We start from the raw sequence: 23,666 nt of genomic DNA, 5'->3' as shown, positions 1-23,666 counted from the left end.
GAGCGGGCATGGGCGTCATTCACGCGGGCGAAGCACTTCTGGAAACCGGCTGGGCGCGCGATGTACGCGTGGTACTGGACGGCGGCCGCATTACCTCAATAGAGGCAGGCGCTACCCCTCAGAGTGGCGATTACCGCACCGGAATCCTGCTGCCCGCACCCGCAAACCTGCACTCCCACGCCTTCCAGCGGGCGATGGCGGGCCTGACCGAACGCCGGGGCGCCGACCCGTCGGACAATTTCTGGACGTGGCGCAAGGCGATGTACGCCTTTCTCGATGCCCTCACCCCTGATGATGTGGAGGCGATTGCCGCCTTCGTTCAGATGGAAATGCTGGAGGCCGGCTACGCCACCAATGTGGAGTTTCACTATCTCCATCACGGCCCCGATGGCGCGGCCTATGACAATCTGGGCGAGATGAGCCACCGCATCGCAGCAGCGGCCAGCCAGACCGGTGTGGGCCTCACCCTGCTGCCGGTGCTTTACCAGCAGGGCGGGTGCGATGGCCGCCCGCTGGGCGCAGGCCAGATCCGTTTCGGCAATGATGTCAGCCGGTTTGAGCGCCTTGTTGACTCAGCCAGCGACGCTGTAAAGCCTCTGCCCGCCGACACAAGGCTGGGCATTTCCGCGCATTCGCTGCGCGCGGTCAGCCGTGAAGGGCTGGCTGCCTGTATAGCGCTTGCGCCGGGTGCGCCGCTGCACATGCATCTGGCCGAGCAGACCGGCGAGGTGGAGGAGGTGCTGGCGTCTTACGGCGCACGGCCCACTGAATGGCTGCTGGCCAATGCAGACGTGGACGCGCGCTGGTGCCTCATCCACTGCACGCAGATGACAGATGAAGAGACGCGCGCGCTGGCCCGCACTGGCGCGGTGGCGGGCCTGTGCCCGATCACTGAAGGCAATCTGGGCGACGGCATTTTCAACGGCACAACATGGCTGGAGGCTGGTGGCCGGTTCGGCGTTGGGTCCGACAGCAATGTGCGCATCTCCCTGTCAGAGGAATTGCGCCAGCTTGAATACTCCCAGCGCTTGCGCGACCGCAGCCGGGCGGCGCTTGCCACGCGCGAAAAGTCCGCCGGGCGGGTGCTGCTGGAAGGCGTGGCACGAGGCGGCGCGCAGGCGGCAGGGCGCGAAGCGGGCGTGATCGCTGCGGGCAAGCTGGCCGACCTCGTGGCGCTCGATACCGGCCATATCACGCTGGAAGGGCGCTCCGGCGATCTCACGATCGATAGCTGGGTATTCGCGGGCGATGACAACATGGTCAGCGATGTCTGGGCCGCAGGCCGTCATCAGGTACAGGGCGGCCGTCATATCGCCCATGACGCGATTACCGGGCGCTATCGCGCCACGATCCGGCGTCTGGGAGCGCGGCTGTGAGCGCCAGCGCCTATGCGTGGCAAAGCGTGCGGGCAGAAGCCTTGCGGCGCATCCGCACGCGCGAATGGCCGCCGGGCGCGCTGATCCCCAAAGAGGCCGAGATAGCGCAGGAGCTGGGCTGCGCCCGCGCCACGGTGAACCGGGCGCTGCGTGATCTGGCAGAGGCCGGCTATCTCGACCGGCGGCGCAAGGGCGGCACGCGGGTCACCGAAACGCCGGTGCGCCGCGCGGTCTTTGACATTGCCATTATCCGCCATGAGGTGGAGCAGTCTGGCGCCAGCTATGGCTACACGCTGCTGGAAGACCGCACAGAGCGCCTGCCCGATCACCTAGCCGCCACGCTGGACCAGCCGCGCGGCACGCGCTGGCGGCGCGTCATTGCCCTGCACAGCGCGGGCAAGCGGCCCTTCTGCCTGGAGGACCGCTGGCTGAACCCGGATCTGGTGCCAAAGGAACGCGCAGACTTCGCCGCCTCCAGCGCCAATGAATGGCTGGTGCGCAATGTGCCGTTTACGGGCGGGGAGCTGAGCTTTCAGGCCCGCAAGGCCGATACCGCCCTCGCCTCCCGGCTGGGCTGCGCGCGGGGTAGCGCCGTTTTTGGCGTGGAGCGCATCACGCGTACCGACGATGCCGCCGTTACCGCCGTCACGCTGACCTACGCGCCGGGCTATCGCCTCACCACGACGCTAGGCTGACAGCCGCTCGGTAATCGCGCGGCCCATGCCCTCGGTGCCGACAAGGCGCGTATCTTCGCCGCCCAGCAGATCGCCTGTGCGGTAACCGGCGTCGAGCACATCGCTCACGGCCTTTTCGGTCAGGTCTGCCAGGTCCGGCCGGCGCAGCTGGTAGCGCAGTGCCATGGCAAGGCTGAGGATCGCCGCGCACGGATTGGCGATGCCCTTGCCCGCAATGTCCGGCGCGGAGCCGTGGATCGGTTCGTAGAGCCCCGGCATGCCCGGCTCTCCCAGCGCGGCAGATGGCAGCATGCCCAGCGATCCGGTCAGCATGGCCGCCGCATCGGAGAGAATGTCGCCAAACAGATTATCGGTGAGGATCACGTCAAACTGACGCGGATCGCGCACGAGCTGCATCGCGCAGTTATCGGCATACATGTGGGACAGCGCCACATCGTCATATTCGCGCGCGTGCAGGGCGGCGACGGTCTCGCGCCAGAGCAGTCCGGACTCCATCACATTGGCCTTTTCCACCGAGCACACCCTGCCCTCGCGCTGGCGGGCCAGATCGAAGGCGGTGCGCGCGACGCGCTCGATCTCGGGCGTGGTATAGCTTTGCGTGTTGAAGCCGCGCTTCGTGCCGTCGGGCAGCGTTTCGATGCCGCGCGGCTCGCCGAAATACACCCCGCCGATCAGCTCGCGCACAAAGAGAATGTCGAGGCCGTCAATCACGTCGCGTTTAAGCGTGGAGGCATCCGCCAGCGCCGGGAAGCAGAAGGCCGGGCGCAGATTGGCATAGAGGCCCAGCCCTTTGCGCAGATTGAGCAGTCCCTGTTCGGGGCGCAGTTCGTAGGACACGCTCTGCCATTTCGGCCCGCCCACAGCGCCCATCAGCACTGCGTCGCTGGCTTTGGCCATTTCAAGGACGTGTGGTGCCAGCGGCGTGCCGTGCCGGTCCAGCGAAGCCCCGCCTATGTCACCGTTCTCCACGTTCAGGCCAAGACCGTGATGGGCGTTGAGCGTGTCAATAACGCGCCGGACTTCGGCCAGCACTTCGGGGCCAATCCCGTCGCCGGGCAGTAATAGCAACTTCATCAGAATCCCGCCTTGCAATCATGCCGGGCAAACCTGCGCGACACGGAAGGTTTTCGCAAGCGCAGCACGTGCGGCTCAGCCGTCCTCGTCACCGTCCTCTTCGCCATCCTCTTCACCGGCATCGCCTTCATCATCGCTGCCGATACCCGGCTGGCTGGATTCCATGGCCCCTTCCCTGCGGCGTGCTTCCAGCGCATCCAGCTCGCGCAGCGCCGATGTTCCCTCAAACATGCGCCGGAATACGCCCGGAGCCAGCGCCGACAGCGGATTGGCACTGACGCGCGTGGCGTTGAACTGGCCCTCGGCGGTAAAGGTCACGCCCACAACGCCTTCACCCCGGCGAGAGGTGAGCAACTCGCCGACAAGCGGCAGATTGCCCAGTATCGAGTTGATCCCGTAGGAGGGCAGTATCGTGCCAGACAGGTTCAGGCGCTCGCCAGCCGTATCGACCACCCCGGTCCAGGTCAGGCCCAGCGACGGCCCGGCAACGCGGCCCTGACGCATTTCCAGCAGGCCGTCGGCAAAGGCGTAATCCACCTCGAGGCGTTCAAAATCGACACCCTGCCCGGAAAGCAGGCTGCCCAGCCCTTCCAGCGAACCGGCGGCCAGGATGCGCGCCAGCAGCGGCATCTGCTCCAGCCGGAATCCGTTCGCCAGCAGGCGGCCCTGCACACCGCCCGGCATGCCAGCTGGTGGCAGCACGCCGTCCAGCTCCATCGTTCCGCCTGTGATCGTGCCAAACCCGCCCAGCGTCGAGAGCACCGCGCCGGCATCGGCGCTCTGCGCGGACAGCAGCCGCGTTCCGTCAGGCCGAGGGGCGACGGACAGCGATACCGGCCCCCTTGGCAGGGCGGCCTGCAGGTTCAGCCGCTGCAGGCCCTGCTCATCAGCTTCCAGCGCCAGGCCGACGGCGCCATAGCGCACCGCTCCTGCCTGAACCGTCTCCACATCGGCCAGCAGCGATACGGCCCCTGCGCCCTCCCCGCTGAACAGCGTGCCGGACACAAGATTGGAAATCAGATCGCTGGCATCAAGGAAGCGCCCGGTAATACGGATATCCAGCGCGCCATCACTGCCTTCGGGCCGGTTAGCGCTTATCGACAGGTCGGAGCGTCCGCCGATAATCACCCGTTCAAACCCGGCACTGAGCAGCAATCCGTCCGCCGCAAGGCTGGCCTGCCCGCGGATATCGAGATCGTCGCCCAGCACGGCCAGCCGGCTGATATCAAGCCCGCCGCTGGCCGAGCGCACCGCCACCATTTCCAGTGCGGCGGGCATGCCGCGCGGCTTGGTCCACAAATTCTCCGGCAGCTCCAGAGCGGCGTCGGTAAGGTCGCCCATCACCACATAGCGGGAGAAATCAAAGCCATTACCGGCAAAGGTCGCATCCAGGCCGATCTGGCCATCAATGATGCCGCGCGCCGGTATGCCGGCCAGATCAAGATCGCGCGCATCAGCCTCTGAGACGATGCGTACGCGTGTACCCAGCTCACCTTCGGGCGTCTGGAAGCGCTCGTGCCATTCCAGCCGCGCCATTGAACGCCCGATACGCACATCCCCGCTGGCTTCAAGACCTGCACTGTCGGCGTGGAAGCTGATATCGCCATCGGTGAAGCGCACCTCGCCAAGGCCGCTGGGACCGGCGGCACCGGCAAACCGGCCAGACACATCAAACCCGATATCCTCGTAAGGCACGTCACGCAGCATCGGGCGGGTGATCTCGAAGCGCACCGCGCCTTCGCCTTCAAGCGTGAGCGGGTCCAGCCCGTAATCGCTGGCAAGGTTCAGCGGCGGCTGGTCCAGCAGGGCCACCAGGCCGGAGAGTGACCCGCGTCCCTCGCCGCCAAACCGGGCCGGCGCGCCGCGCGGATTGAACCGTGGTATCTCCACAAAAAGCGTGTCGATCTCCAGCGCGTCGATCCGCCCCGACCGCCCCGTCAGGCTGAGGCCGTTGCCGCGCAGCACTGCCGACCCGGAAAGCCCCGTCAATGGTGTCATGGTGGAGATGTAGCGGGCCGTGGCGCCGGAATAGTCAAACGTCACCGACAGGTCATCATCGTCCAGCATGCCGGCATTGAAGGCTTCGGCGGGTATGTTGATGTCGGCGCGCACATTGCGTGCCTCACCAGCCAGCACATTGGCCTCGACCCAGTCGCGTCCGCCCAGCGCAAACTCCACCGGCCACAGGGCCAGCACCGCCTCCTTGCGCACGACGCCCTCGGCTTCACCCTCAAGCTGGATGGCGGGGCGGCGCCCTTCAGCCGTTTCATCAAGCCCCAGCCGCGCTGAAAACCGCGCCACGATATCGAGAAGCTCCGCCTCGGCGCTGTCGATAACGAGCTCCAGGGACTGGGTATCCATACGCCCTGCGAACTCGCCGCGCGACCACTCGACCGGGCCTGGAAGCGTGTTCGGCAGAACCAGCGCGCCCTCCCCCAGCGACAGCTCGAAGCGCGCGCGCGACGGCAGCACGCTGTCATATCCGGCGAACCCGAAAAGCCGGCCTGACGCGTTTAGCGTCAGCAGATCACTGTCAAAGGCTAGCTGGCGCAGATCCAGCTCACCTTCCGCAGCATCCAGCGAGGCGCTGACATGGCCGGACCGGATATCCAGCGGGCCATCGGCGCTACGGAAAAGACCCTCACCGGCATCGAGATTGAGCTCAACAGCCCTCAAACCGCCCGCGCGGCTGGCATCGAGCACAAGATCGAAATCCAGCGGCAGATCGAACGCGGCCAGCTGCGCCCAGCTGCCATGGAGATTGCCGAGCGTGGAGGGAACGAGACCCTGAGCGGAGACGGCAAGAAATATGGTCTCGAAGCTGGACCCTGTCTCCAGCTCGATGGCTACCGGCACGGCCCCGCCCGGTGCCAGAAAGCCCGCCTGCGAGGAAACCCGCAAGGCACGCCCATCGCGTTCGACAGCCAGTTCTGCCCCGGAAAACCGCGCCGAAAGCCCGCTGATCGCGTCGTCAACGCGCAGTTCAGCGCCGCTGATACGCGCGCTCTGCAGCCGGCCCAGAACGGCGCGGGCTGCACCATCATTACCCGCCTCGCCAGCCTGCGCGGTACGCCCGCCGATAGAGGCGCTTACCACGCCTGAGGCATCGCGCCGCACGGTGAACACGCCGCCGACCGCGCTGATCTCCACCGGGCGGATACGGCCTATGACAAGCTGGTCCAGCGCCAGCGCGAGTTCCACCCGCTCTGCAGTGGCCAGCACCTCGCCCCCTGCCCCGGCGACCTCAAGCTCGCGCATATCGACGACCAGGGCGCGGGTGTCGGGCGCAAAGCGGACGCTGGCGCGGCCATAGCTTGCCTCTTCACCGCCCAGAGCGGTGGCAATCGCAGGGCGCAGGCCCGTTGCCAGCGCGTCCACATCCACCGGCCCGCTGGCGAGACGCCATAAAAGCGCCGCCGCCGCGAAGATGACGAGGGCCATCAGGACGGCGACAGCCTCCAGCGTGTAGATCAGGAAAAGTCGGGCGCTTCGGACTAGCACGGGCACCTGTATGTCAGCAGACTACTGGACGGACGCGTCCGGGCACCCACATTTGCCCTGACATCCATTGCCACCCCATTCAGCCATCCAAGGAGCAGATCATTGAGCACCCTGAAGCCCGGCGACACGGCCCCCGATTTCTCGATGCCGACCGACAGCGCAGGCACGGTCTCGTTATCTGACTTCAAGGGCAAGAGCGTGGTTCTCTTTTTCTACCCGAAGGACGACACTCCGGGATGCACAAAGGAAGCAATCGGGTTTAGCGATAAAATTGACGAGTTCGAGGCGGCAGGTGCAGTTGTGGTCGGTGTATCGAAAGATACCACAGCCAAGCATGGCAAGTTCCGCGCCAAGCATGAACTGTCCGTTATCCTGGCTTCCGACGCCGACGGCGACGTGACCGAACGCTACGGCGTCTGGCGGGAAAAGCAGATGTACGGCAAGACCTATTGGGGCATTGAGCGCTCCACCTTCCTGATCGGCCCGGACGGCACGCTGAAAGCGGTCTGGCGCAAGGTGAAGGTGCCCGGCCATGTCGAAGAAGTGCTGGACACGGTGAAATCCGGCTCGTGACGCAATCGGTTCAGGATGCGGCCGTTTCGGTCCTGTTGACGGCAGACCCGGCAGCCAAGGCGGCGCGCGCACGCGAAATCGCGTCGGCCTGGCGGAGCGGCGCGCTGTCCCATGCCCCGGACTGGGACGGGACCGTGCCTGAACGCCCGGCCCGGCCGGAGCGTCCGCATCTGGTACCCCCTGCGCGCGTGCCACGCCGCCGCCTGAACAGTGAGGCCGGGCGCGCGGCTCTGCTGCATGCGGTCGCCCATATCGAGTTCAACGCCATTGATCTGGCCTTTGACATGGCGGTGCGCTTTGGCGGCGCGCCTGAACTGGACGAGGCGGCCCGGCAAGCCTTCCTGACCGACTGGATCGGCGTCGGCGATGACGAGGCGCGCCATTTCGCGATGGTCAGTGACCGGTTGTCAGAGCTAGGCACGGCCTATGGTGATCTGGACGCCCATGACGGTCTGTGGTCTGCGGCCATGGCGACTTCCGACGACATTGCGGCGCGCCTTGCCATCGCGCCTCTGGTGCTGGAGGCGCGCGGGCTGGATGTGACACCGGGCATGATCGAACGCCTGCAATCGGCCGGGGATCAAGCCAGCGCTGACATCCTGACGGTCATCTACAACGAGGAAATCAGCCATGTCGCGGCCGGCCGGCGCTGGCTGGACCATGTCTGCGCACATCGCGGGCAGAACCCGCGCGAGACGTTCCACCGTCTCGTCCGGGAACGATTCCCCGGCGGGTTGAAACTGCCCGTTAATGCCCTGGCCCGCGCCGAAGCGGGACTCGAAGCGGACTTCTACGAAGCGCTGCTTCCGTAATGAGCCGTTAAGACATTGAATTAAAAAAGATTTAATTGCGCCTAACGCAGATGCGGCCCGAAGGTTGCATCCGATTGCATCGAACTGGTTGAAAACCGTCACGTTACTGTGCGAGTGTTTCGTCTTCGAGGCGGGATTTCAACGAAAAACCGGGCGGGAGCGCATGGTGAAACGTCTTCTCGCCGGCCCATGGGAGCTGATAAGGCAACGCTTCCCGGACCGGCAGATATACCATCGCAGTGATGGTCAGGTGCGATACTTCGCCGTGACCACCGAGATGCAGGTTGGTGCGCTGGCAGCCGCATGCGGCTTGGCCATATGGCTGACCATCTCCACTGTAAACATGATCCTGGAGAGCCGGACGGACATGATCCGCTCGGCCCGATTCAACGAAACCATCACGGCTTATCAGGCGCAGCTGGAAGAGGCGCGCGCCGCCGAAGCAGCGGCCATTGCCTTCCTGGAATCGCGCAGCGACGCGTTTGACCGCACGGCCGGCGAGTTTCAGGTCCGCCACGATACAGTCCGCCGCCTGCTAGATTTTGCAGAAGACCTGCAGATTGGCGAACGCCAGCTCAGCCCCAGCCTTGATAATGGCCGCATATTGATGGCCGCCAGCCCGGCCGACACCGCGCCGCGTGAATCCCTTATCCGCACAGCGGCGCATACCGGCGATGGCAGCCCTGCCGAGGAACGCGTGGCAAGCCTGATGACAGATCAGGAGGCTGCGCTGACGCAGGCTGAAGAGTCTGCAGAATCCCGCCTTGAAAACCTGCGCGCCGTTCTGCGGCTGACCGGTTTGCGGCTTGAAGAAGTGGTACGCGAAGGACGGTCAGGCGATGGCGGCACGGGCGGTCCGTTCGTCGCACTGGACAGCTCGGCACTGATGGGGGAAGGACTGGACCTGTCCGATCCCTTCAATGCGCGCGTGGCGCGTATCGCATCGCGGCTGGTGGAGCTGGAAGAGCTTGAGCGGGCCCTGGCCGCCACCCCGCTGAACGTACCGGTATCCGGCCCCTACCGGGACACCAGCCCCTACGGCTCGCGCATTGACCCGTTCACCCGCCGTCCGGCCTTTCACACGGGACGTGATTTTGCCGGTGCACGCGGCACGCCGATCACTGCAGGCGCAGCAGGCAGTGTCGTTTACGCAGGCTGGCGCTCGGGCTATGGTAGGACCGTGGAGATCGATCACGGCTATGGGTTCAGGACGCGCTATGCGCACCTGCACACCATTGATGTCCGCCGCGGTGACGTTGTGGAAGCGGGCCAGCGCCTTGGGGGAATGGGCACAACCGGGCGGTCAACGGCGACGCATCTTCACTATGAAGTCTGGTTCAGGGGTAACCACCTGGATCCTGAGCGTTTCTTGAGAGCAGGACATTATGTTCAATAAAAAGGACTCCCCCGCCCCGGAAACGGGAAGCCCGCCGCCCCCAGCCAAAAGGTCCGCCATGAAATCGAAAGCTCCCTCCATTCTCAGCGCTGATCTCACGATCACGGGCTCCATCTCCTCCGAAGGCGAGGTTCAGCTTGATGGCATCGTCGAAGGCGATGTGCGCGCCGGTTCGCTCAGCATTGGAGAGGAAGCCACGGTAAAGGGCGAAGTGGTCGCCGAGAGCGTTGTCGTGCGCGGCCGTGTGGAGGGCTCCGTGCGCGCCCGCCAGGTGCAGCTGGCCGCCACCGCGCGCATTGAAGGCGACATCATTCACGCCACGCTGGCAGTAGAAAGCGGCGCCTATTTCGACGGCCATTGCCGCCGTTCGTCCGATCCGCTTTCGGACAAGAAATCAGCCACATCTGACTCCATTTCGCAGGACAAGCCCAAAGCGGCCGCGTCCATGCCGCCTGCGCCGCCAAGCTCGGCATCTGCCGCTTCGGCTCCGCGCCCGGCAGCCGCAGCCAATAGCGATCCGTTCGCCTCCAAGGCGTAACACGGGCGTTCAGTACCTGAATGACAAAAGGGCGGCCTCGTTGGGCCGCCCTTTTTCGTTGTCGGTGAAGGATGCGCCGGACGCCCTAGCTGGAGGCCGCCTCTTCCCCGCCGACGCGCGCGGCCAGCGCTGCGGCCATGAAGGCATCGAGATCGCCGTCCAGCACGCCCTGCGTGTCGGAGGTCTCCACGCTGGTGCGCAGATCCTTGACCATCTGGTAGGGCTGCAACACGTAGGAGCGGATCTGGTGGCCCCAGCCGATATCGGTCTTGGCGTCGGCTTCGGCCTGCGCCGCTGCCTCACGCTTTTGCAGCTCCAGCTCATAGAGGCGCGCGCGCAGCATGTTCCACGCGGTTTCGCGGTTCTTGTGCTGGGAACGGTCGGCCTGGCACTGCACCACGATGCCTGTGGGCTCGTGGGTCAGGCGGATCGCGCTGTCGGTCTTGTTGACGTGCTGGCCGCCCGCCCCTGAAGCCCGGAAGGTATCGGTGCGCACATCCTTGTCGAGTATCTCGATTTCGATCGTGTCGTCGATCAGCGGATAGACCCAGACACTGGCAAAGCTGGTATGGCGGCGCCCTGAGCTGTCAAAGGGCGAGATACGCACCAGACGGTGCACCCCGGCTTCGGTTTTCAGCCAGCCATAGGCGTTTTCGCCCTTGATAAGCAGGGTTGCCGATTTCAGCCCGGCTTCCTCGCCGGCCTGCTCCTCGATCACCTCCACCTTGTAGCCGGACGCATTGGCCCAGCGCGTGTACATGCGCGTCAGCATGGCGGCCCAGTCCTGCGCCTCGGTACCACCCGCGCCGGGATGTATCTCGACATAGCAGTCATTGGCGTCAGCCTCACCCGACAGCAGGGCTTCCAGCTCCGCCCGGCCGGCACGCTCCTGAAGCGCCTTCAGCGCGGTGACGGCCTCGCCATAGAGGTCGTCATCGCCTTCGCTGTCAGCCAGTTCGGCCAGCTCCAGCGTGTCGGCGAGTTCGGCTTCGATCTCGCGCACCTTGGTCATCTGCCGGTCGAGTGCATTGCGTTCGCGCATCAGGCTCTGCGCGCGCGCCGCGTCATTCCAGAAATCAGGCGCCTCGGCGCGTGCGTTCAGCTCGTCGAGGCGTGCTTCAGCCTGATCCCAGTCAAAGACGCCTCCTCAGCAGTTCCACTGACTGCTCGATGGAGGTTTTCAAGGACGCAATATCGGCGCGCATGGGAGGGGACCTGTAATGCTGCAAAAGGAAAAGTGCCTGAAGGCGGGCTGACTGGCGCATAGCCAAGCTGGCCACGCCAGACAAGGCCCGCAGTTGTACCGGCTAGTAGATTCCGTCCAGCGTGTCGACCACCTCACCGGATTCGCCGCTCTCGCCATCGCTGTCACGCAGACGGCCCGTGCCAAAGCTGAGCGTCTCTTCCTCGCGGCTGGCCCCGCGTACCGGCTCGGTCCCCGGACGGAATGCCTCCAGGATCACGCCTGGACGGCCCAGCACGGACGGCTCGCCCGACCGCGCATCAATAGGCACGAGGCGCACCCCTTCGGGCACACGGAACGGCGCGACCGGATAGTCTTCCAGAATGGGCGCAAATGCATCGCGCGCAATCGGGGCAGCGGCCCGGCCGCCAGCCTCGCCGGAACCCAGCGGCGCCGGCGTATCAAAGCCGACATAGACGCCGACCACCAGGTCCGGCGTGAAACCGACAAACCAGGCATCGCGGAACTCGTTCGTGGTGCCGGTCTTGCCCGCTACCGGGCGGCCGAGCGCGTTGAGTGCGCTGCCGGTACCGCGGCGCACCGCGCCCTCCAGCATGGAGACGACCTGATAGGCGGTTACCGGGTCGACAACCTCTTCACCCAACTCGGCCAGCTCCGGCTCGGCAAGCCCGTCTGTCCATTCCTCCACATCGCATTGCACGCATTCGCGCTCGTCGTGCACGAAAATGGTCTGTCCGGTGCGGTCCTGTACCCGGTCGATCAGGGTCGGCGTCACGCGCCGTCCGCCATTGACCAGCGCGCCATAGGCGCTCATCAGCCGCCACAGCGTGGTCTCGCCCGCACCCAGCGACATGGCCAGGACCGGATCCATCCGGTCGTAAATCCCGAAGCGCTCGGCATATTCGGCAATGGGCTGCATGCCGGTATCCTGCGCCAGCCGCACCGTCATCACGTTACGCGAGAGCTCCAGCCCCAGACGCATTGTGGAAGGTCCGTAGAACCGGTCGGAATAATTGGACGGGCGGTAGAAGCGGTTGTCCCCGCCGCCTGTGGCCGCGAACGGCGCATCCAGAATGATGCTGGCGGGCGTGAAGCCATTGTCCAGCGCGGCGGCATAGACAAAGGGCTTGAACGAAGAGCCGGGCTGACGGCGCGCCTGCGTGGCGCGATTGAACTGGCTGTGCTGGAAGGAATAGCCGCCAATCATGGCCAGCACCCGGCCGGTATAGGGATCAAGCGCCATCACCGCGCCGTTCACTTCGGGCACCTGGCGCAGGGCGTATTCCTCGCCCTCTTCCGACAGGCGCTCGACCAGTACCACATCGCCCAGTTCCAGCACGTCGGACGGGCGTTGAATGGCAGCACCCAGAGCCGGGAAATTATCAGACGAGCGCCGGGACGGGCGGCGCGCCCAGCGCAATTCGGACAGCGGAATGGAGCCGCGTGCGCGGTCGACCGTGCCGATCAGCACGTCACCATCGCGCACTTCCAGCACGACAGCATGGGTCCAGCCCTCGTCGAGATCGCGCGGCACCTCGACTTCGGCCAGTTGTTCCGGCCAGGCGTCAAAGTTCTCCAGCGTGGTGAGCGGGCCGCGATAGCCGTAGCGCCGGTCATATTCCAGCAGGCCCGCACGCAGCGCCGAGCGGGCGGCCAGCTGGGCGCGGGTATCGAGCGAGGTGCGCACCGACAGGCCGCCGGAGTAAAGCTGCTCCTCGCCATACATGTTGAAGAGTTCGCGGCGCACTTCCTCGACGAAATACTCCGCCGCCAGATAGGTTTCGCCCTGCAGACGGCTGACCGTTTCGAGCGGCTGGGCCTGCGCTTCGCGCATCTCTGCTTCCGTGATGAAGCCGTTCACGTGCATGCGGGCGAGCACGTAGTTGCGCCGTCCAATGGCCGCTTCGGGGCGCCGGGTCGGATGGTAGTTGTTCGGCGCCTTGGGCAGGGCTGCGAGATACGCGATCTCGTGCAGTTCCAGCTCATCGAGTGAGCTGTCGAAATAGTTCAGCGCGGCCGCTGCCACGCCATAGGCGCGGTTACCGAGGAAAATCTCGTTGAGATACAGCTCCAGTATGCGGTCCTTGGTGAAGGCCCGCTCCATGCGCATGGCCAGCACCATTTCCTGAACTTTACGCGCTACACGCTGCTCGGAGGAGAGCAGGAAGTTCTTGGCCACCTGCTGGGTGATGGTCGAACCGCCCTCAAGACGGCGTCCATTGATAATATTGCCGATATTGGACACGGCAGCGCGCACCAGCCCCATCAGGTCGATGCCGCTATGATTATAGAAATTGGCATCCTCTGCCGCGAGGAAGGCGTTCAGGACCTGGGGCGGGATCGCCTCGATCGGCACGAAAACGCGGCGCTCAAACGCATATTCGGCGATCAGCAGCCCGTCGCCGGCATGCATGCGGCTCATAATCGGCGGTTCATACTCGGCCAGCTGCGCGTAATCAGGCAAGTCTTCGGTGACCCGCGCGACGTAGATGGACACCGCGACCAGAGCCACAATGCCGACAACCGCAATGGTCGAGCCTGCCCAGAGAGCCAGCTTGCCGAAGTTTTTCACGCTGAAGACTGCCATGTATTCCGCCTGTCCAGTCGATGCTGCCTGCCTGTCTGGCAGGGCTGCAGACCATGCCCCTCACTGCGGCGGCATTATGGCCTGATGAGGCCGATACGTCCAAGCCGGTTTCAGGGCGGAAGGTCAGCGCAGCGCCGGGCCGCCTGAATTGCCAGCAGCTGCGGTGCGGACCGGGCCGGTATTATTGCAGACTGCGAAATAGGCATCGATGGAGTCCGCCACCGCCGCCATCAGCCGCTGGCGATAGGCCGGAGTGTTCAGATTACGCGAGTCGTCGGGGTTGGTCATAAAGCCCATCTCGAACAGGACGGCGGGGATCTGGGAATCCAGCAGCACCCAGAAGCCGCGCTCCAGCGGCTCGCGGCGGAAGAGCGGCGTGATCGCCGAAGAGGTCTCCAGAATGGAGGCGGCGAAGATAAGCGACTGGTTGCGCTTTTCTTGCAGCGACATTTCCAGCAGCAGATTGTTGACCTGCTCGGTGCGCGCCGCGCTGGTCTGCAGCCACTCACCGTCCTGACGCGCCCGGTTGCGCGCGCGGTTGGTACCGGAGTCAGACAGTGTGTAGACAGCCGCGCCGCGCGGGCCGGTCGCGCTGTTGGGCGCGGCATCGGCGTGCAGCGAGATGAAGATGTCTGCCTGCGCCCGGCGGGCGACCTGGATACGCTCATCAAGCTCCAGAAAAATATCGCGGTCGCGCGTCATAATGACTTCATAACGGCCACGGGCATTGAGAATATCGCGCAGCGCCAGCCCGGCCGCCAGCGCCAGATGGGATTCCGATACGCCGCCAAACCGGCCCGGCGCGCCCGGGTCACGTCCGCCATGGCCCGGATCAATCACGATGCGCGGGCGCTCACAGCGCGGCGGCACGTAAGATACCTGCACACGTTCGGCGAGATACTGGGTGATGGTGTGATCGGTGACGTCAAAGCCGGAGCTGGCCGTCATCACCGCCGCCGGTGCCGGTTCAATGTCAATCACGATACGATAGCCGCCCTCGCCCGGCGGGAGGGCGAAGCTCTCGCGCACCTGCGCGCTCTCGGTCAGATCGAAAATCAGGCGCGGCGTCTGCGCAGCGGGGTCGAAGCGGAACCGTCCGGCGAGCCCGTGGCCCTGCCCCTGCCGGCCATCGAGACCGCTGACCGCCCAGCCTGCGCCCGGAATATCAACGATCAGGCGCGGCGACACCTCGCCAGAGGTGAAGGCGCGAAACTCCATCTCGGAGCGGGTCTCGATCACGATGCGGGTATGGGTGTCGTGCACGCCAAAGCGCACGGCGGTAATGGAATCTGCATGGGCAAAGCCGCTGGCCACCATGACGAGCAGCGCCGCCATGCATGCCTTCAGACCCGATAGTCCATTGATAACCGCCACCGTCATCACCCTCTGTAGCACACCCTCAGCCGGCCTGCTTGAACGCAGGTCTCATACAGAGAATAGCCCGCCCCGGTTTCGATTCGGTTACCAGCGCGTAACGATAATTGCTGGCTAGCACGGATAAGCTTGCTTTTCATCCCGGAGCGAATGGTGCATGGTGTGCTTCGGTGTTGATAACGCTGTCAGCCAGTCCGGCAATTGCTGGCGCCTGACACGCTTCACTACCTCGCCCCGCGCGACCGGGAGCCTGGCGATACGTCGCTGGCTCGCGCAGCGGATCAACGGGGCAGCAAAGATTTACCGGGCAGACGCCGCGGACCGCTCATCCGGTTCTGCGCGCACGCGCCCCAGACCAGTCAAAGCGGCCTGCTCCGCGTGTTTCCCCTGCCTTTCAGGGGGTGCCGGACAGGCCGACAAGGAACCTTGAACATGCGCCAGGCGCGTGCTTTCCCTTCGACCCCTTCAGAAGCGACGCCGCCCTTGCGCTCCCAACTCAGCGCCCAGCTATCTGCTCTGGCCCTTACAGGCCGGATGATTCGTGCTGGCGCGCGCACCGGAGCTCGCCTTTATGTCCCGCAAAATGCTGATCGACGCCTCCCACCCGGAAGAAACCCGGGTGGTCATTGTGGATTCCAACCGCGTTGAAGATTTCGACTTTGAGTCGGCTTCACGCAGCCCCATCCGTGGCAATATCTATCTCGCCCAGGTCACCCGTGTAGAACCCTCGCTTCAGGCCGCCTTTGTCGAATATGGCGGCAACAAGCACGGCTTTCTGGCCTTTAACGAGATCCATCCCGACTACTACCAGATCCCGTTCGAGGACCGTCAGGCCCTGCGCGAGGCCGAAGCCGAGCTGACCGCCGATACCGACAGCGATGGCGGCGACGATGCCGATGATGACGAGGATCTGATGGAGGAGATTGCCCGCAAACGGCGCAACCTGCTTCGCAAATACAAGATCCAGGAGGTCATCAAGCGCCGCCAGGTCATGCTCGTGCAGGTCTCCAAGGAGGAGCGCGGCAATAAAGGCGCGGCGCTGACCACCTATCTGTCGCTGGCCGGACGCTATTGCGTGCTGATGCCCAATACCGACCGTGGGGGCGGCATTTCGCGCAAGATCACCAGCGCGACCGACCGCAAGCGCCTGAAAAGCGCCGTCCAGTCGCTCGATCTGCCGCGCGGCATGGGCCTCATCATCCGCACAGCGGGCGCGGCGCGCACCAAGCTGGAGATCAAGCGTGATTACGACTATCTGATCCGTCTGTGGGAGACGATCCGCGAGACCACGCTGAAATCCGTTGCTCCCTCGCTGATTTACGAGGAAGGCAATCTGGTCAAGCGCGCGATCCGCGACCTTTACGACAAGGATATCGAGCACGTCCTGGTCGAAGGCGAGGAAGCCTACAAGGAAGCCAAGGGCTTCATGCGCATGCTGATGCCGAGCCACGCCACCAAGGTGCAGCCCTATACCGACGACATGCCGCTTTTCCTGCGCCACGGGACCGAAAGCCAGCTTGAGGCGATCTACTCCCCCGTCGCACAGCTGAAATCAGGCGGCTATCTGGTCATCAACCCGACAGAGGCGCTGGTCGCCATCGACGTGAACTCGGGCAAGTCGACCAAAGAGCGCAATATCGAGCAGACCGCGCTGCGCACCAATCTGGAAGCGGCCGAGGAAGCGGCGCGCCAGATGCGCCTGCGTGACCTTGCCGGCCTCATCATTATCGATTTCATCGATATGGAGGACAACAAGAACATCCGCGCCGTCGAGAAGAAGATGAAAGAGGTGCTCGCCAAGGACCGCGCGCGCATCCAGATGGCGAAAATCTCCCAGTTCGGCCTGATGGAAATCTCCCGCCAGCGCCGCCGCACGAGCCTGGTGGAAGGCTCTACAGAGCCCTGCCCGCACTGCAATGGCATTGGCTATCTCAGAAGCGTGGAATCGAGCGCTCTGGCGGCTATCCGCAGCGTTGAGGAAGAGGGCCTTAAAGGGCGCGCCCTGAAGATCGCGCTGCATCTGCCCAACGAGGTGGCGCTCTACCTGCTCAACGAGAAGCGCGACTATCTGCGCGCGGTCGAGCAGCGCTTCGACATGCGCGTCCTGATCGCGACAGATATCGACCTGAAGCGCGACGGATCACGCATCGAGCGGCTGGAAGCGCGTAAAGACGGTGATCGCGGACCCTATGTGCCCAAGCCGATCACCGTCGAAGCCGGTTCGCTGACCGCCGAGGAAGAAGCCGACCGGCAGGCGGCGGAAGAGGAAGCCGCGCTGGAAGCGGGTGCCGCCGCTGAAGAAGCGCACGAAGACACCCGTTCGGAAAAGGCCGATGGTGACGGTGGAGAGCGCAAATCGCGCCGCCGCCGCAGACGGCGCGGTGGCCGTGACCGCGATTCCGATCACGCCGAGGCGCAAGCCGGAGGCGACGCCGAAGCCGCTGATGCCGACAGCGATGGCGACGAAGAGGGCGAAAGCGCTGACAGAGCCCCTGCCACGAGCGCCCAGGACGAGGACGGCAAGCCCAAGCGCCGCCGCCGGGGCCGCCGTGGTGGCCGTGGACGCCGTCGGCGCGGTGATGGTGAGACACGCGACGATCAGGCAGCCGCATCCAGCTCAGGCGAGAGCAGCGAGATTGCCGGCCTGTCGGTGATCGAGCCGGGCGAAAGCGAAGCCATCGGCTCAGGCGAGACGCCGCCTGCCCGCACGCGCCCGTCACGCCGCCGCAAGCAAGCCGTGGAAGACGCGCCTGCGGCAGCTGAAAGCGCGGTTGAGGCCGCTGAGCCAGCCGCCAGCGAAGAGGCACCCAAGCCCAAGCGCACACGGCGCAAGAAGGCAGAACCCGCCGAAGCGGCACCTGCGCAAAGTGAAGCGGCCGTCGAGGCAGAGGCTCCGGCCAAACCGAAGCGCACGCGCAAGGCTGCTCCCAAAAAGGCGGACGCCGAAACCGCCGAGGCTCCAGCTGAAAGCGCTAGCGAAGACGCGCCCAAGCAGAAGAAGGCACCTGCCCGCAAGCCGCGCGCAAAGAAGGCTGAACCGGCATCCGAAGCACCGGCCACCGAAACGGGCGAGGAGAGCGAAAACACCGGGCCGAAGCGTTCGGGCTGGTGGCAACGCTCAGGCAAGCTGTTCGGGATGGGGTCCTGATATCGGTGTGCAGCCTGTCAGTATAAATGTGCTCACGGGCTGCACTTCTGCCATGAAAAGGCTATCGTTGGGGGTGATGCATTGCGGTGGAAGCCGTATCGGAGGTCATGTCTCCATGACGATCATTACCCGCCTGAGAGATTGCTGCGCCTCTGCGACGGCCCTGGCCGCCAGCGCGGCGATGATCCTCGGACCGTCCGCGCCCGCCCATGCCCAGGGCATAAGCCTGATCCGCGACACCGAAATCGAAGCGGTCATGCAGGGCTATACCGACCCCTTGCTGGATGCGGCAGGGCTGGATAGCGATTCGGTAGGCCTCTATCTGGTCGGAAACAACGAGTTCAACGCCTTCGTCACGCGTGGCCAGAACATCTTCATGCATACCGGCGCAATCGTGATTGCCGAATATCCCGGTGAAATCAAAGCCGTTATCGCGCATGAAATCGGCCATATCGAAGGCGCGCATCTGGTGCGCTTTGGCGATGGCACGCGCGGCGCCATGGCGACCATGATTGCCACGCTGGGGCTGGGCATCGTTGCCGCCATGGCCGGTGCCGGTGCGGGCGGGGCGGCCATTATCGCCTCCGCGCCCCAGTTCGCGACGCTGGACATGCTGCGCTATACGCGCACCCAGGAAGCCGCCGCCGATCAGGCCGCCATTACCTTCATGGAGCGCACAGGCCAGTCCTCACGCGGTCTGGTGACCACGTTTGAACGCTTCCGTTATCAGGAGGTGATGAGCGAGGCCCGGCGCTATGAGTATTTCCGCTCTCACCCCCTCTCGTCCCAGCGCATCGAAGCCATGCGGCGCCGGGTAGAGGCATCGCCCTATTACGATGTGGAAGACAGCCCCGAGGAGATCGCCGAGCTGCGGCGCATACAGGCCAAGATCATCGGCTTCACCGTGGCACCGGCCCAGGTGTTCCAGCGTTACCCTGAAAGCGATACCAGCCTTGAGGCCCGGTATGCGCGCTCGGTTGCCTATTTCCGGCAGGGAAGGCTGGACCACGCACGCGAGCGTCTGGCACAGCTGATCGAGATGGAGCCGGAAAACCCGTTCTTCCACGAGCTGGAGGGCCAGATGCTCTACGAGAGCGGACGGATAGCGGACTCGGTCGCACCCCACCGGCGCGCGATCGAGCTGATGCCCGATGCACCGCTTCTGCGCGTGAATCTTGCCGCATCGCTGATTGGAACCGGCGAAGCCGATGCGCTGGATGAGGCGGTCTCCCATTTGCGCTTTGCGCTGGCACGCGAGCAGCAGAATAGCTGGGCCTGGTTCCAGTTGGCGCTCGCCCATGAGGCGCGCGGAGAGACAGCGCTGGCACAGCTTGCAACGGCGGAACGCTTTTTCTCGGTCGGCAATTCGATGCAGGCTTACATCTTTGCCAATCGCGCCCGCGATGAGCTGGACAGCGGCACCCCGGCCTGGGTGCGCGCCAGCGAACTGATCGCAGTTGCAGAACCGACACCACAGGAAATCCGCGAGTGGAACAGGGCCGAGCGCAACCGGCGCCAGCCTCTGGCAAGCCCGGCATTCCACTAACATTCAGGGACTATGACATGCGTTTTCTGACTGGCCTTTTGGCCGCCGGCCTTCTTGTTGCCTGCTCACCCGCCAATGGCGACACCGACGAAACCGATAGCTCGGCCATCGAACAGATCGTGCATCGCTATATCGTGGAAAACCCGGAGGTGATCGAGGAAGCCATCGTGGAATTGCAGCGCCGCGCGCGCGCGCGCGAACAGGCCCAGCTGATCGCCGGGGCGCAGGAGTATCGCGACGCAATCTACGAGGATGCAAGAGACCCGGTGGCCGGCCCGGAAGATGCCGAGCTGACCATTGTCGAATTCTTCGACTATCGCTGCCCGTATTGCGTGCAGGTGAATGACTGGCTGGAAGACGTAATGGAGCGCCATGAGGGGCGCATACGGGTCGTTTACAAGGAGCTGCCGCTGCTGGGACAGGCTTCAGAGGAGGCCGCCCGCGCGGCGCTGGCGGTCTGGAGCCTGTCTCCCGACACCTACCGCGATTTTCACAATGCGCTTATGCAGGCCGGCTCACCGATGAATGCCGAACGCATCGAGCTTATCGCCGCCGAACACGGCATCGAGCCGGACGCGCTGCGCGAAGCCATGGCTTCGCCGGAAATCGAGGAACATCTCGACAGCGTGTATCAGCTGGCCCGTTCGATAGGGGTCAGCGGCACGCCCTTCTTCGTGATCGGCGGCGACATCATACCCGGCGCCGATATCGGACGGCTGAACCGGATCGTGGCCGCCGCGCTGGAGAACTAGCGAGGGCGCGCTCCGTCAGGGAGCCATATTGATCCGCCCTTCGGCGTCTATCGTCCAATGGGGATTGTAGGCGACTTCCCATGCATGGCCGTCCGGGTCGGCGAAATAGCCCGAATACCCGCCCCAATCGGCCTTGTGCGCAGCTTTGAGCAGGCTGCCACCGCTCGCCACAGCATGATCGATAATGGCATCGACCTCCGCTTCGCTGCGGGTGTTGTGCGCGAGCGCGATATGGCCATGACCGGAGTTCTCGCGCGCCATGTCGGCATCAAGGTCGTGCTTGCCGAAGAGCGCCAGCACCAGCCCGCCCATCGGCAGGAAGACAATCTGCTCGTTCTGGAACGCGGTCTTGAATCCCATCGCCTCATAGAAGGCTTTGGAGCGCGCGATATCCGCCACGCCTAGCGTGACGAGGGATAGGCGAGCTTCCATCATGGGCGGAGTTCCTTGTTCCGGTGACTTTGGAGGATCAGAACATTATAGGAACATGTCAAGGGTATGGCTACCCGCCTCGTCATTCCGGGCGAGCGTTAGCGAGGTCCGGAACCCAGACTTTTTAAAATCATCTGGGTTCCAGATAAGCGCTGACGCGCTTTCTGGAATGACGAAGTATGACGAGCGAAGCCTTCTAGATTAGCCCCGCCAGCGGGCTGGAGGGGTCAGCATAGCGCTTCTTGGCCATGCGCCCGGCGAGATAGGATTCGCGCCCCGCAATGACAGCGTGCTTCATCGCGCGCGCCATGCGCACCGGGTCTTTGGCCTCGGCGATAGCGGTGTTCATCAGCACGCCATCACAGCCCAGCTCCATCGCGATGGTGGCGTCAGAGGCGGTGCCGACGCCCGCATCGACGATGACCGGGACTTTAGCTGCTTCGATGATGAGGCGGATATTGACCGGGTTCTGGATACCAAGCCCGGAGCCGATGGGCGCGCCGAGCGGCATGATCGCGCACGCCCCGGCATCCTCCAGCTTGCGGGCATAGACCGGATCGTCAGAGCAATAGACCATCACGTCGAAGCCATCTTCGATGAGCAGTTTTGTGGCCCGCAGCGTCTCTTCCATCTCCGGGTAAAGATGCTTGGGGTCCGACAGCACTTCGAGCTTTACGAGATTCCAGCCGCCCGCCTCGCGCGCCAGGCGCAGCGTGCGCACCGCGTCCTCGCCGGTAAAGCACCCGGCCGTGTTGGGCAGGAAGGTCACCTTCTTCGGGTCGATATGATCGACCAGCATGGGCTGGCTGGAATCGGAGAGATTCACCCGGCGCAATGCGACAGTAATGATCTCCGCGCCGGAGGCCGCCAGCGCCTCGGCATTCTGCGCGTAGCTCTTGTACTTGCCGGTGCCGATGATGAGGCGAGAGTTGAACGTCCGCCCGGCCACCGTGAACGGGCGGTCTTCAGGTAGGGTGGAGGCGGTATCGGGGGAGGTTTTTTCGGTCATGGACGGCGTTGTAACGCGCGGCTATCGTTCCGTCACGCCCCGGATGGACCGGACGTGTATCAAGCGCGAGTGGAGGCTTTTTTTATGCATCCTGCCATTACAGGAATCAGCATCGTTCTGGCCTTTGCCGGTCTGCTCAGCTGGGGCTTCGCAGCCTGGCGCACGTTTGACGGCGTGCCGTTCGAGAACAATCTGCCCCTGATGATTGGCGGGCTGGTGTGCTTCACGATGATTGCCGTTTTCACCGCAGTCGGCAGCAAGAAGAAGGGCTGAACGTCAGACGATTTTCCGCTCCCGCGCTTCCCGCGAAAGCAGGAATAGCCCGATCGCAGGAAAAGCTACCCAGAAGAAGATCATTACGCCGTCCAGCATTTCCTGCTTGTCGGGTCTGGATCTGACAACGGCGCGCGAAGCCAGAACCATCATCACGAGATAGCTGATTGAGGCGATCACTCCACCAGACAGCACCAGCGCAAGCTGGCCTGCCAACGGCCCGCTGGTACCAGCAGACCAGACAAGGCCGGTCAGCAAGAATATCCCGGAGGTGGCAATGAACAGGACCGGGAGGCGGTGGCCCGTCCTCGAGAAAACGTAGACGATGGAGGTGTTGATGAAGACTATAAGCATCAAAATGGCCGCGCTCAAAAAGAGGTAAGCTCCACCATCAACGCTTTCGGCGAACACGGCGACCAGAGCGACTGTCGCTATTGCTGATGCAAGGAAGCGGGCAGGATACCGGATGGGCGCGCGAAGCAGGATGTCTCCGATATCACGCGGGCCATTCTGCTGAGAAATACCAGACATTATTCGCTCACCCCCCACCAACAAACTGGACGATCTCCAGCCGGTCACCATCCTCGACCGCGATCTGCCCATAGGCCGAACGCGGCGCGATCTCCAGGTTACGTTCCACCGCGACTTTGCGCGTGTCCAGCCCCAGATGGGTCAGCAGCCCGGCCAGCGTCAGGCCCGCAGGCAGATGACGCGCCTCCCCGTTCACCGTCACGGCGATGTCAGCAGCGCTGGCGGTCTTCGTCATGGCGGCAATGCTCCCTTAAAATGCCGGTAGTTCTTGTTTATCGCGCCTGAGGCGTCGTAGAAACGACATATGGCGTCAGGCAGGCAGTTTTGCACCGCCTGAACGCATGAGACAGACCAGCCGGGGGACATGCATCAGGTGGCGAGACCAGTTTTCATCCTGAACGGGCCCAATCTCAACCTGCTCGGCACGCGCGAGCCGGAGATTTACGGCTCTGCCACGCTGTCCGATATCGAGGCGGCGTGCGCAGAGCATGCCAGCATGCTGGGCCTGACCATCGATTTTCGCCAGACCAACCATGAAGGCGTGCTGATCGACCATGTACAGGACGCCGGGCGCGACGCATCCGCCCTCATCATCAACCCTGCTGGCTATGGCCATACATCTATTGCGCTGCACGATGCCTTGAAGGCGATTGCCATTCCGGCCATAGAGATACATCTGTCCCAACCGGCTGCGCGCGAGGCGTTCCGCCATCACTCCTATGTTTCCAGCGCCGTTTCCGGCACAATCAGCGGGTTCGGCGCCCGCAGCTACATCCTTGGCATAGAGGCCGTCCACGCGCTGATCGCCGCGTCCGGCCCGAAGACAAAAGCATAAAGGTTCCCTA

20 protein-coding genes are annotated in these 23,666 nt (G+C 64.2%); 11 read left to right on the top strand and 9 right to left on the bottom strand.

Annotation, left to right across the window (positions count from 1 at the left end; translation table 11 throughout):
* Window positions 1-8: 8 nt before the first annotated feature.
* Together AB6B38_RS02680 and AB6B38_RS02675 are read left to right on the top strand one after the other, a co-directional pair.
* Window positions 9-1,376 carry a formimidoylglutamate deiminase gene (locus tag AB6B38_RS02680; RefSeq protein WP_371394177.1) on the top strand — a complete coding sequence of 456 codons (1,368 nt, stop codon included), beginning with the start codon at window positions 9-11 and terminating at the stop codon, window positions 1,374-1,376.
* A complete protein-coding gene (locus tag AB6B38_RS02675; protein ID WP_371394176.1) occupies window positions 1,373-2,071 on the top strand; it encodes a GntR family transcriptional regulator in 699 nt (232 codons plus the stop codon). The genes AB6B38_RS02680 and AB6B38_RS02675 overlap by 4 nt, the downstream gene beginning before the upstream one ends.
* On the opposite strand, the gene leuB is transcribed toward AB6B38_RS02675, so the two are convergent.
* The gene (leuB, locus tag AB6B38_RS02670) at window positions 2,063-3,148 is read right to left on the bottom strand and encodes a 3-isopropylmalate dehydrogenase (protein WP_371395062.1); all 1,086 of its coding nucleotides are present in this window, start codon (window positions 3,146-3,148) and stop codon (window positions 2,063-2,065) included. The genes AB6B38_RS02675 and leuB overlap by 9 nt on opposite strands.
* A 72-nt stretch (window positions 3,149-3,220) precedes the next feature.
* Complete coding sequence (locus AB6B38_RS02665; protein ID WP_371394174.1) at window positions 3,221-6,646, bottom strand: AsmA-like C-terminal region-containing protein; 3,426 nt, start codon at window positions 6,644-6,646, stop codon at window positions 3,221-3,223.
* Between the two features lie 102 nt (window positions 6,647-6,748).
* Between AB6B38_RS02665 and bcp the strand changes: the two genes are divergently transcribed.
* From bcp to AB6B38_RS02645, 4 genes are all read left to right on the top strand, one after another.
* Window positions 6,749-7,219: a thioredoxin-dependent thiol peroxidase gene (gene bcp / locus AB6B38_RS02660; protein ID WP_371394173.1), complete on the top strand. Its 471-nt coding sequence runs from the start codon at window positions 6,749-6,751 to the stop codon at window positions 7,217-7,219.
* A complete protein-coding gene (locus AB6B38_RS02655; RefSeq protein WP_371394172.1) occupies window positions 7,216-8,031 on the top strand; it encodes a ferritin-like domain-containing protein in 816 nt (271 codons plus the stop codon). The genes bcp and AB6B38_RS02655 overlap by 4 nt, the downstream gene beginning before the upstream one ends.
* A 163-nt stretch (window positions 8,032-8,194) precedes the next feature.
* Entirely contained in the window at window positions 8,195-9,427 is a 1,233-nt protein-coding gene (locus AB6B38_RS02650) for a M23 family metallopeptidase (RefSeq protein ID WP_371394171.1), read from the top strand.
* A gap of 58 nt (window positions 9,428-9,485) precedes the next feature.
* Complete coding sequence (locus AB6B38_RS02645) at window positions 9,486-9,965, top strand: polymer-forming cytoskeletal protein (RefSeq protein ID WP_371394170.1); 480 nt, start codon at window positions 9,486-9,488, stop codon at window positions 9,963-9,965.
* An 85-nt stretch (window positions 9,966-10,050) separates the two neighbouring features.
* On the opposite strand, the gene prfB is transcribed toward AB6B38_RS02645, so the two are convergent.
* From prfB to AB6B38_RS02630, 3 genes are all read right to left on the bottom strand, one after another.
* Window positions 10,051-11,170 (bottom strand): peptide chain release factor 2 gene (gene prfB, locus AB6B38_RS02640; protein WP_371394168.1). Its coding sequence is split into 2 segments (ribosomal slippage): window positions 10,051-11,100 and window positions 11,102-11,170, totalling 1,119 coding nucleotides; the frame shifts between segments, so codons are not numbered across the junction.
* Window positions 11,171-11,272: 102 nt separating this feature from the next.
* Window positions 11,273-13,756 (bottom strand): penicillin-binding protein 1A, encoded by a 2,484-nt coding sequence (locus AB6B38_RS02635; RefSeq protein ID WP_371394167.1) that lies wholly within the window; start codon window positions 13,754-13,756, stop codon window positions 11,273-11,275.
* Between the two features lie 123 nt (window positions 13,757-13,879).
* On the bottom strand, window positions 13,880-15,091 hold the full coding sequence (locus tag AB6B38_RS02630) for an N-acetylmuramoyl-L-alanine amidase (protein ID WP_371394165.1): 1,212 nt from the start codon (window positions 15,089-15,091) through the stop codon (window positions 13,880-13,882).
* A gap of 610 nt (window positions 15,092-15,701) precedes the next feature.
* Here AB6B38_RS02630 and AB6B38_RS02625 point away from each other — a divergent pair.
* From AB6B38_RS02625 to AB6B38_RS02615, 3 genes are all read left to right on the top strand, one after another.
* Window positions 15,702-18,278, top strand: coding sequence for an Rne/Rng family ribonuclease (locus tag AB6B38_RS02625; protein WP_371394164.1), 2,577 nt, complete (start codon window positions 15,702-15,704; stop codon window positions 18,276-18,278).
* Window positions 18,279-18,393: 115 nt separating this feature from the next.
* Entirely contained in the window at window positions 18,394-19,824 is a 1,431-nt protein-coding gene (locus AB6B38_RS02620; protein ID WP_371394163.1) for a M48 family metalloprotease, read from the top strand.
* 17 nt (window positions 19,825-19,841) lie between these two features.
* Window positions 19,842-20,576, top strand: coding sequence for a DsbA family protein (locus AB6B38_RS02615; protein WP_371394162.1), 735 nt, complete (start codon window positions 19,842-19,844; stop codon window positions 20,574-20,576).
* 15 nt (window positions 20,577-20,591) lie between these two features.
* Here the strand turns inward: AB6B38_RS02615 and AB6B38_RS02610 are convergent, their stop codons facing one another.
* Both AB6B38_RS02610 and AB6B38_RS02605 read right to left on the bottom strand, forming a co-directional pair.
* Window positions 20,592-21,011 carry a VOC family protein gene (locus AB6B38_RS02610; RefSeq protein WP_371394161.1) on the bottom strand — a complete coding sequence of 140 codons (420 nt, stop codon included), beginning with the start codon at window positions 21,009-21,011 and terminating at the stop codon, window positions 20,592-20,594.
* 193 nt (window positions 21,012-21,204) lie between these two features.
* Window positions 21,205-22,017 carry a thiazole synthase gene (locus AB6B38_RS02605; RefSeq protein ID WP_371394160.1) on the bottom strand — a complete coding sequence of 271 codons (813 nt, stop codon included), beginning with the start codon at window positions 22,015-22,017 and terminating at the stop codon, window positions 21,205-21,207.
* Between the two features lie 84 nt (window positions 22,018-22,101).
* On the opposite strand from AB6B38_RS02605, the gene AB6B38_RS02600 reads away from it, so the two are divergent.
* A complete protein-coding gene (locus AB6B38_RS02600; RefSeq protein WP_371394159.1) occupies window positions 22,102-22,290 on the top strand; it encodes a hypothetical protein in 189 nt (62 codons plus the stop codon).
* Between the two features lie 3 nt (window positions 22,291-22,293).
* On the opposite strand, the gene AB6B38_RS02595 is transcribed toward AB6B38_RS02600, so the two are convergent.
* Together AB6B38_RS02595 and thiS are read right to left on the bottom strand one after the other, a co-directional pair.
* A complete protein-coding gene (locus AB6B38_RS02595; RefSeq protein WP_371394158.1) occupies window positions 22,294-22,872 on the bottom strand; it encodes a hypothetical protein in 579 nt (192 codons plus the stop codon).
* Complete coding sequence (thiS, locus tag AB6B38_RS02590) at window positions 22,829-23,056, bottom strand: sulfur carrier protein ThiS (RefSeq protein ID WP_371394157.1); 228 nt, start codon at window positions 23,054-23,056, stop codon at window positions 22,829-22,831. The genes AB6B38_RS02595 and thiS overlap by 44 nt, the downstream gene beginning before the upstream one ends.
* A 138-nt stretch (window positions 23,057-23,194) precedes the next feature.
* Here thiS and AB6B38_RS02585 point away from each other — a divergent pair, with 138 nt between their 5' ends.
* On the top strand, window positions 23,195-23,656 hold the full coding sequence (locus tag AB6B38_RS02585) for a type II 3-dehydroquinate dehydratase (protein ID WP_371394156.1): 462 nt from the start codon (window positions 23,195-23,197) through the stop codon (window positions 23,654-23,656).
* Window positions 23,657-23,666 lie beyond the last annotated feature (10 nt).

Origin of the sequence: Glycocaulis abyssi (genome assembly GCF_041429775.1) — a bacterium.
GTDB classification, from domain to species: Bacteria; Pseudomonadota; Alphaproteobacteria; order Caulobacterales; family Maricaulaceae; genus Glycocaulis; species Glycocaulis abyssi.
This window is presented reverse-complemented; position numbering and strand designations above follow the sequence as displayed.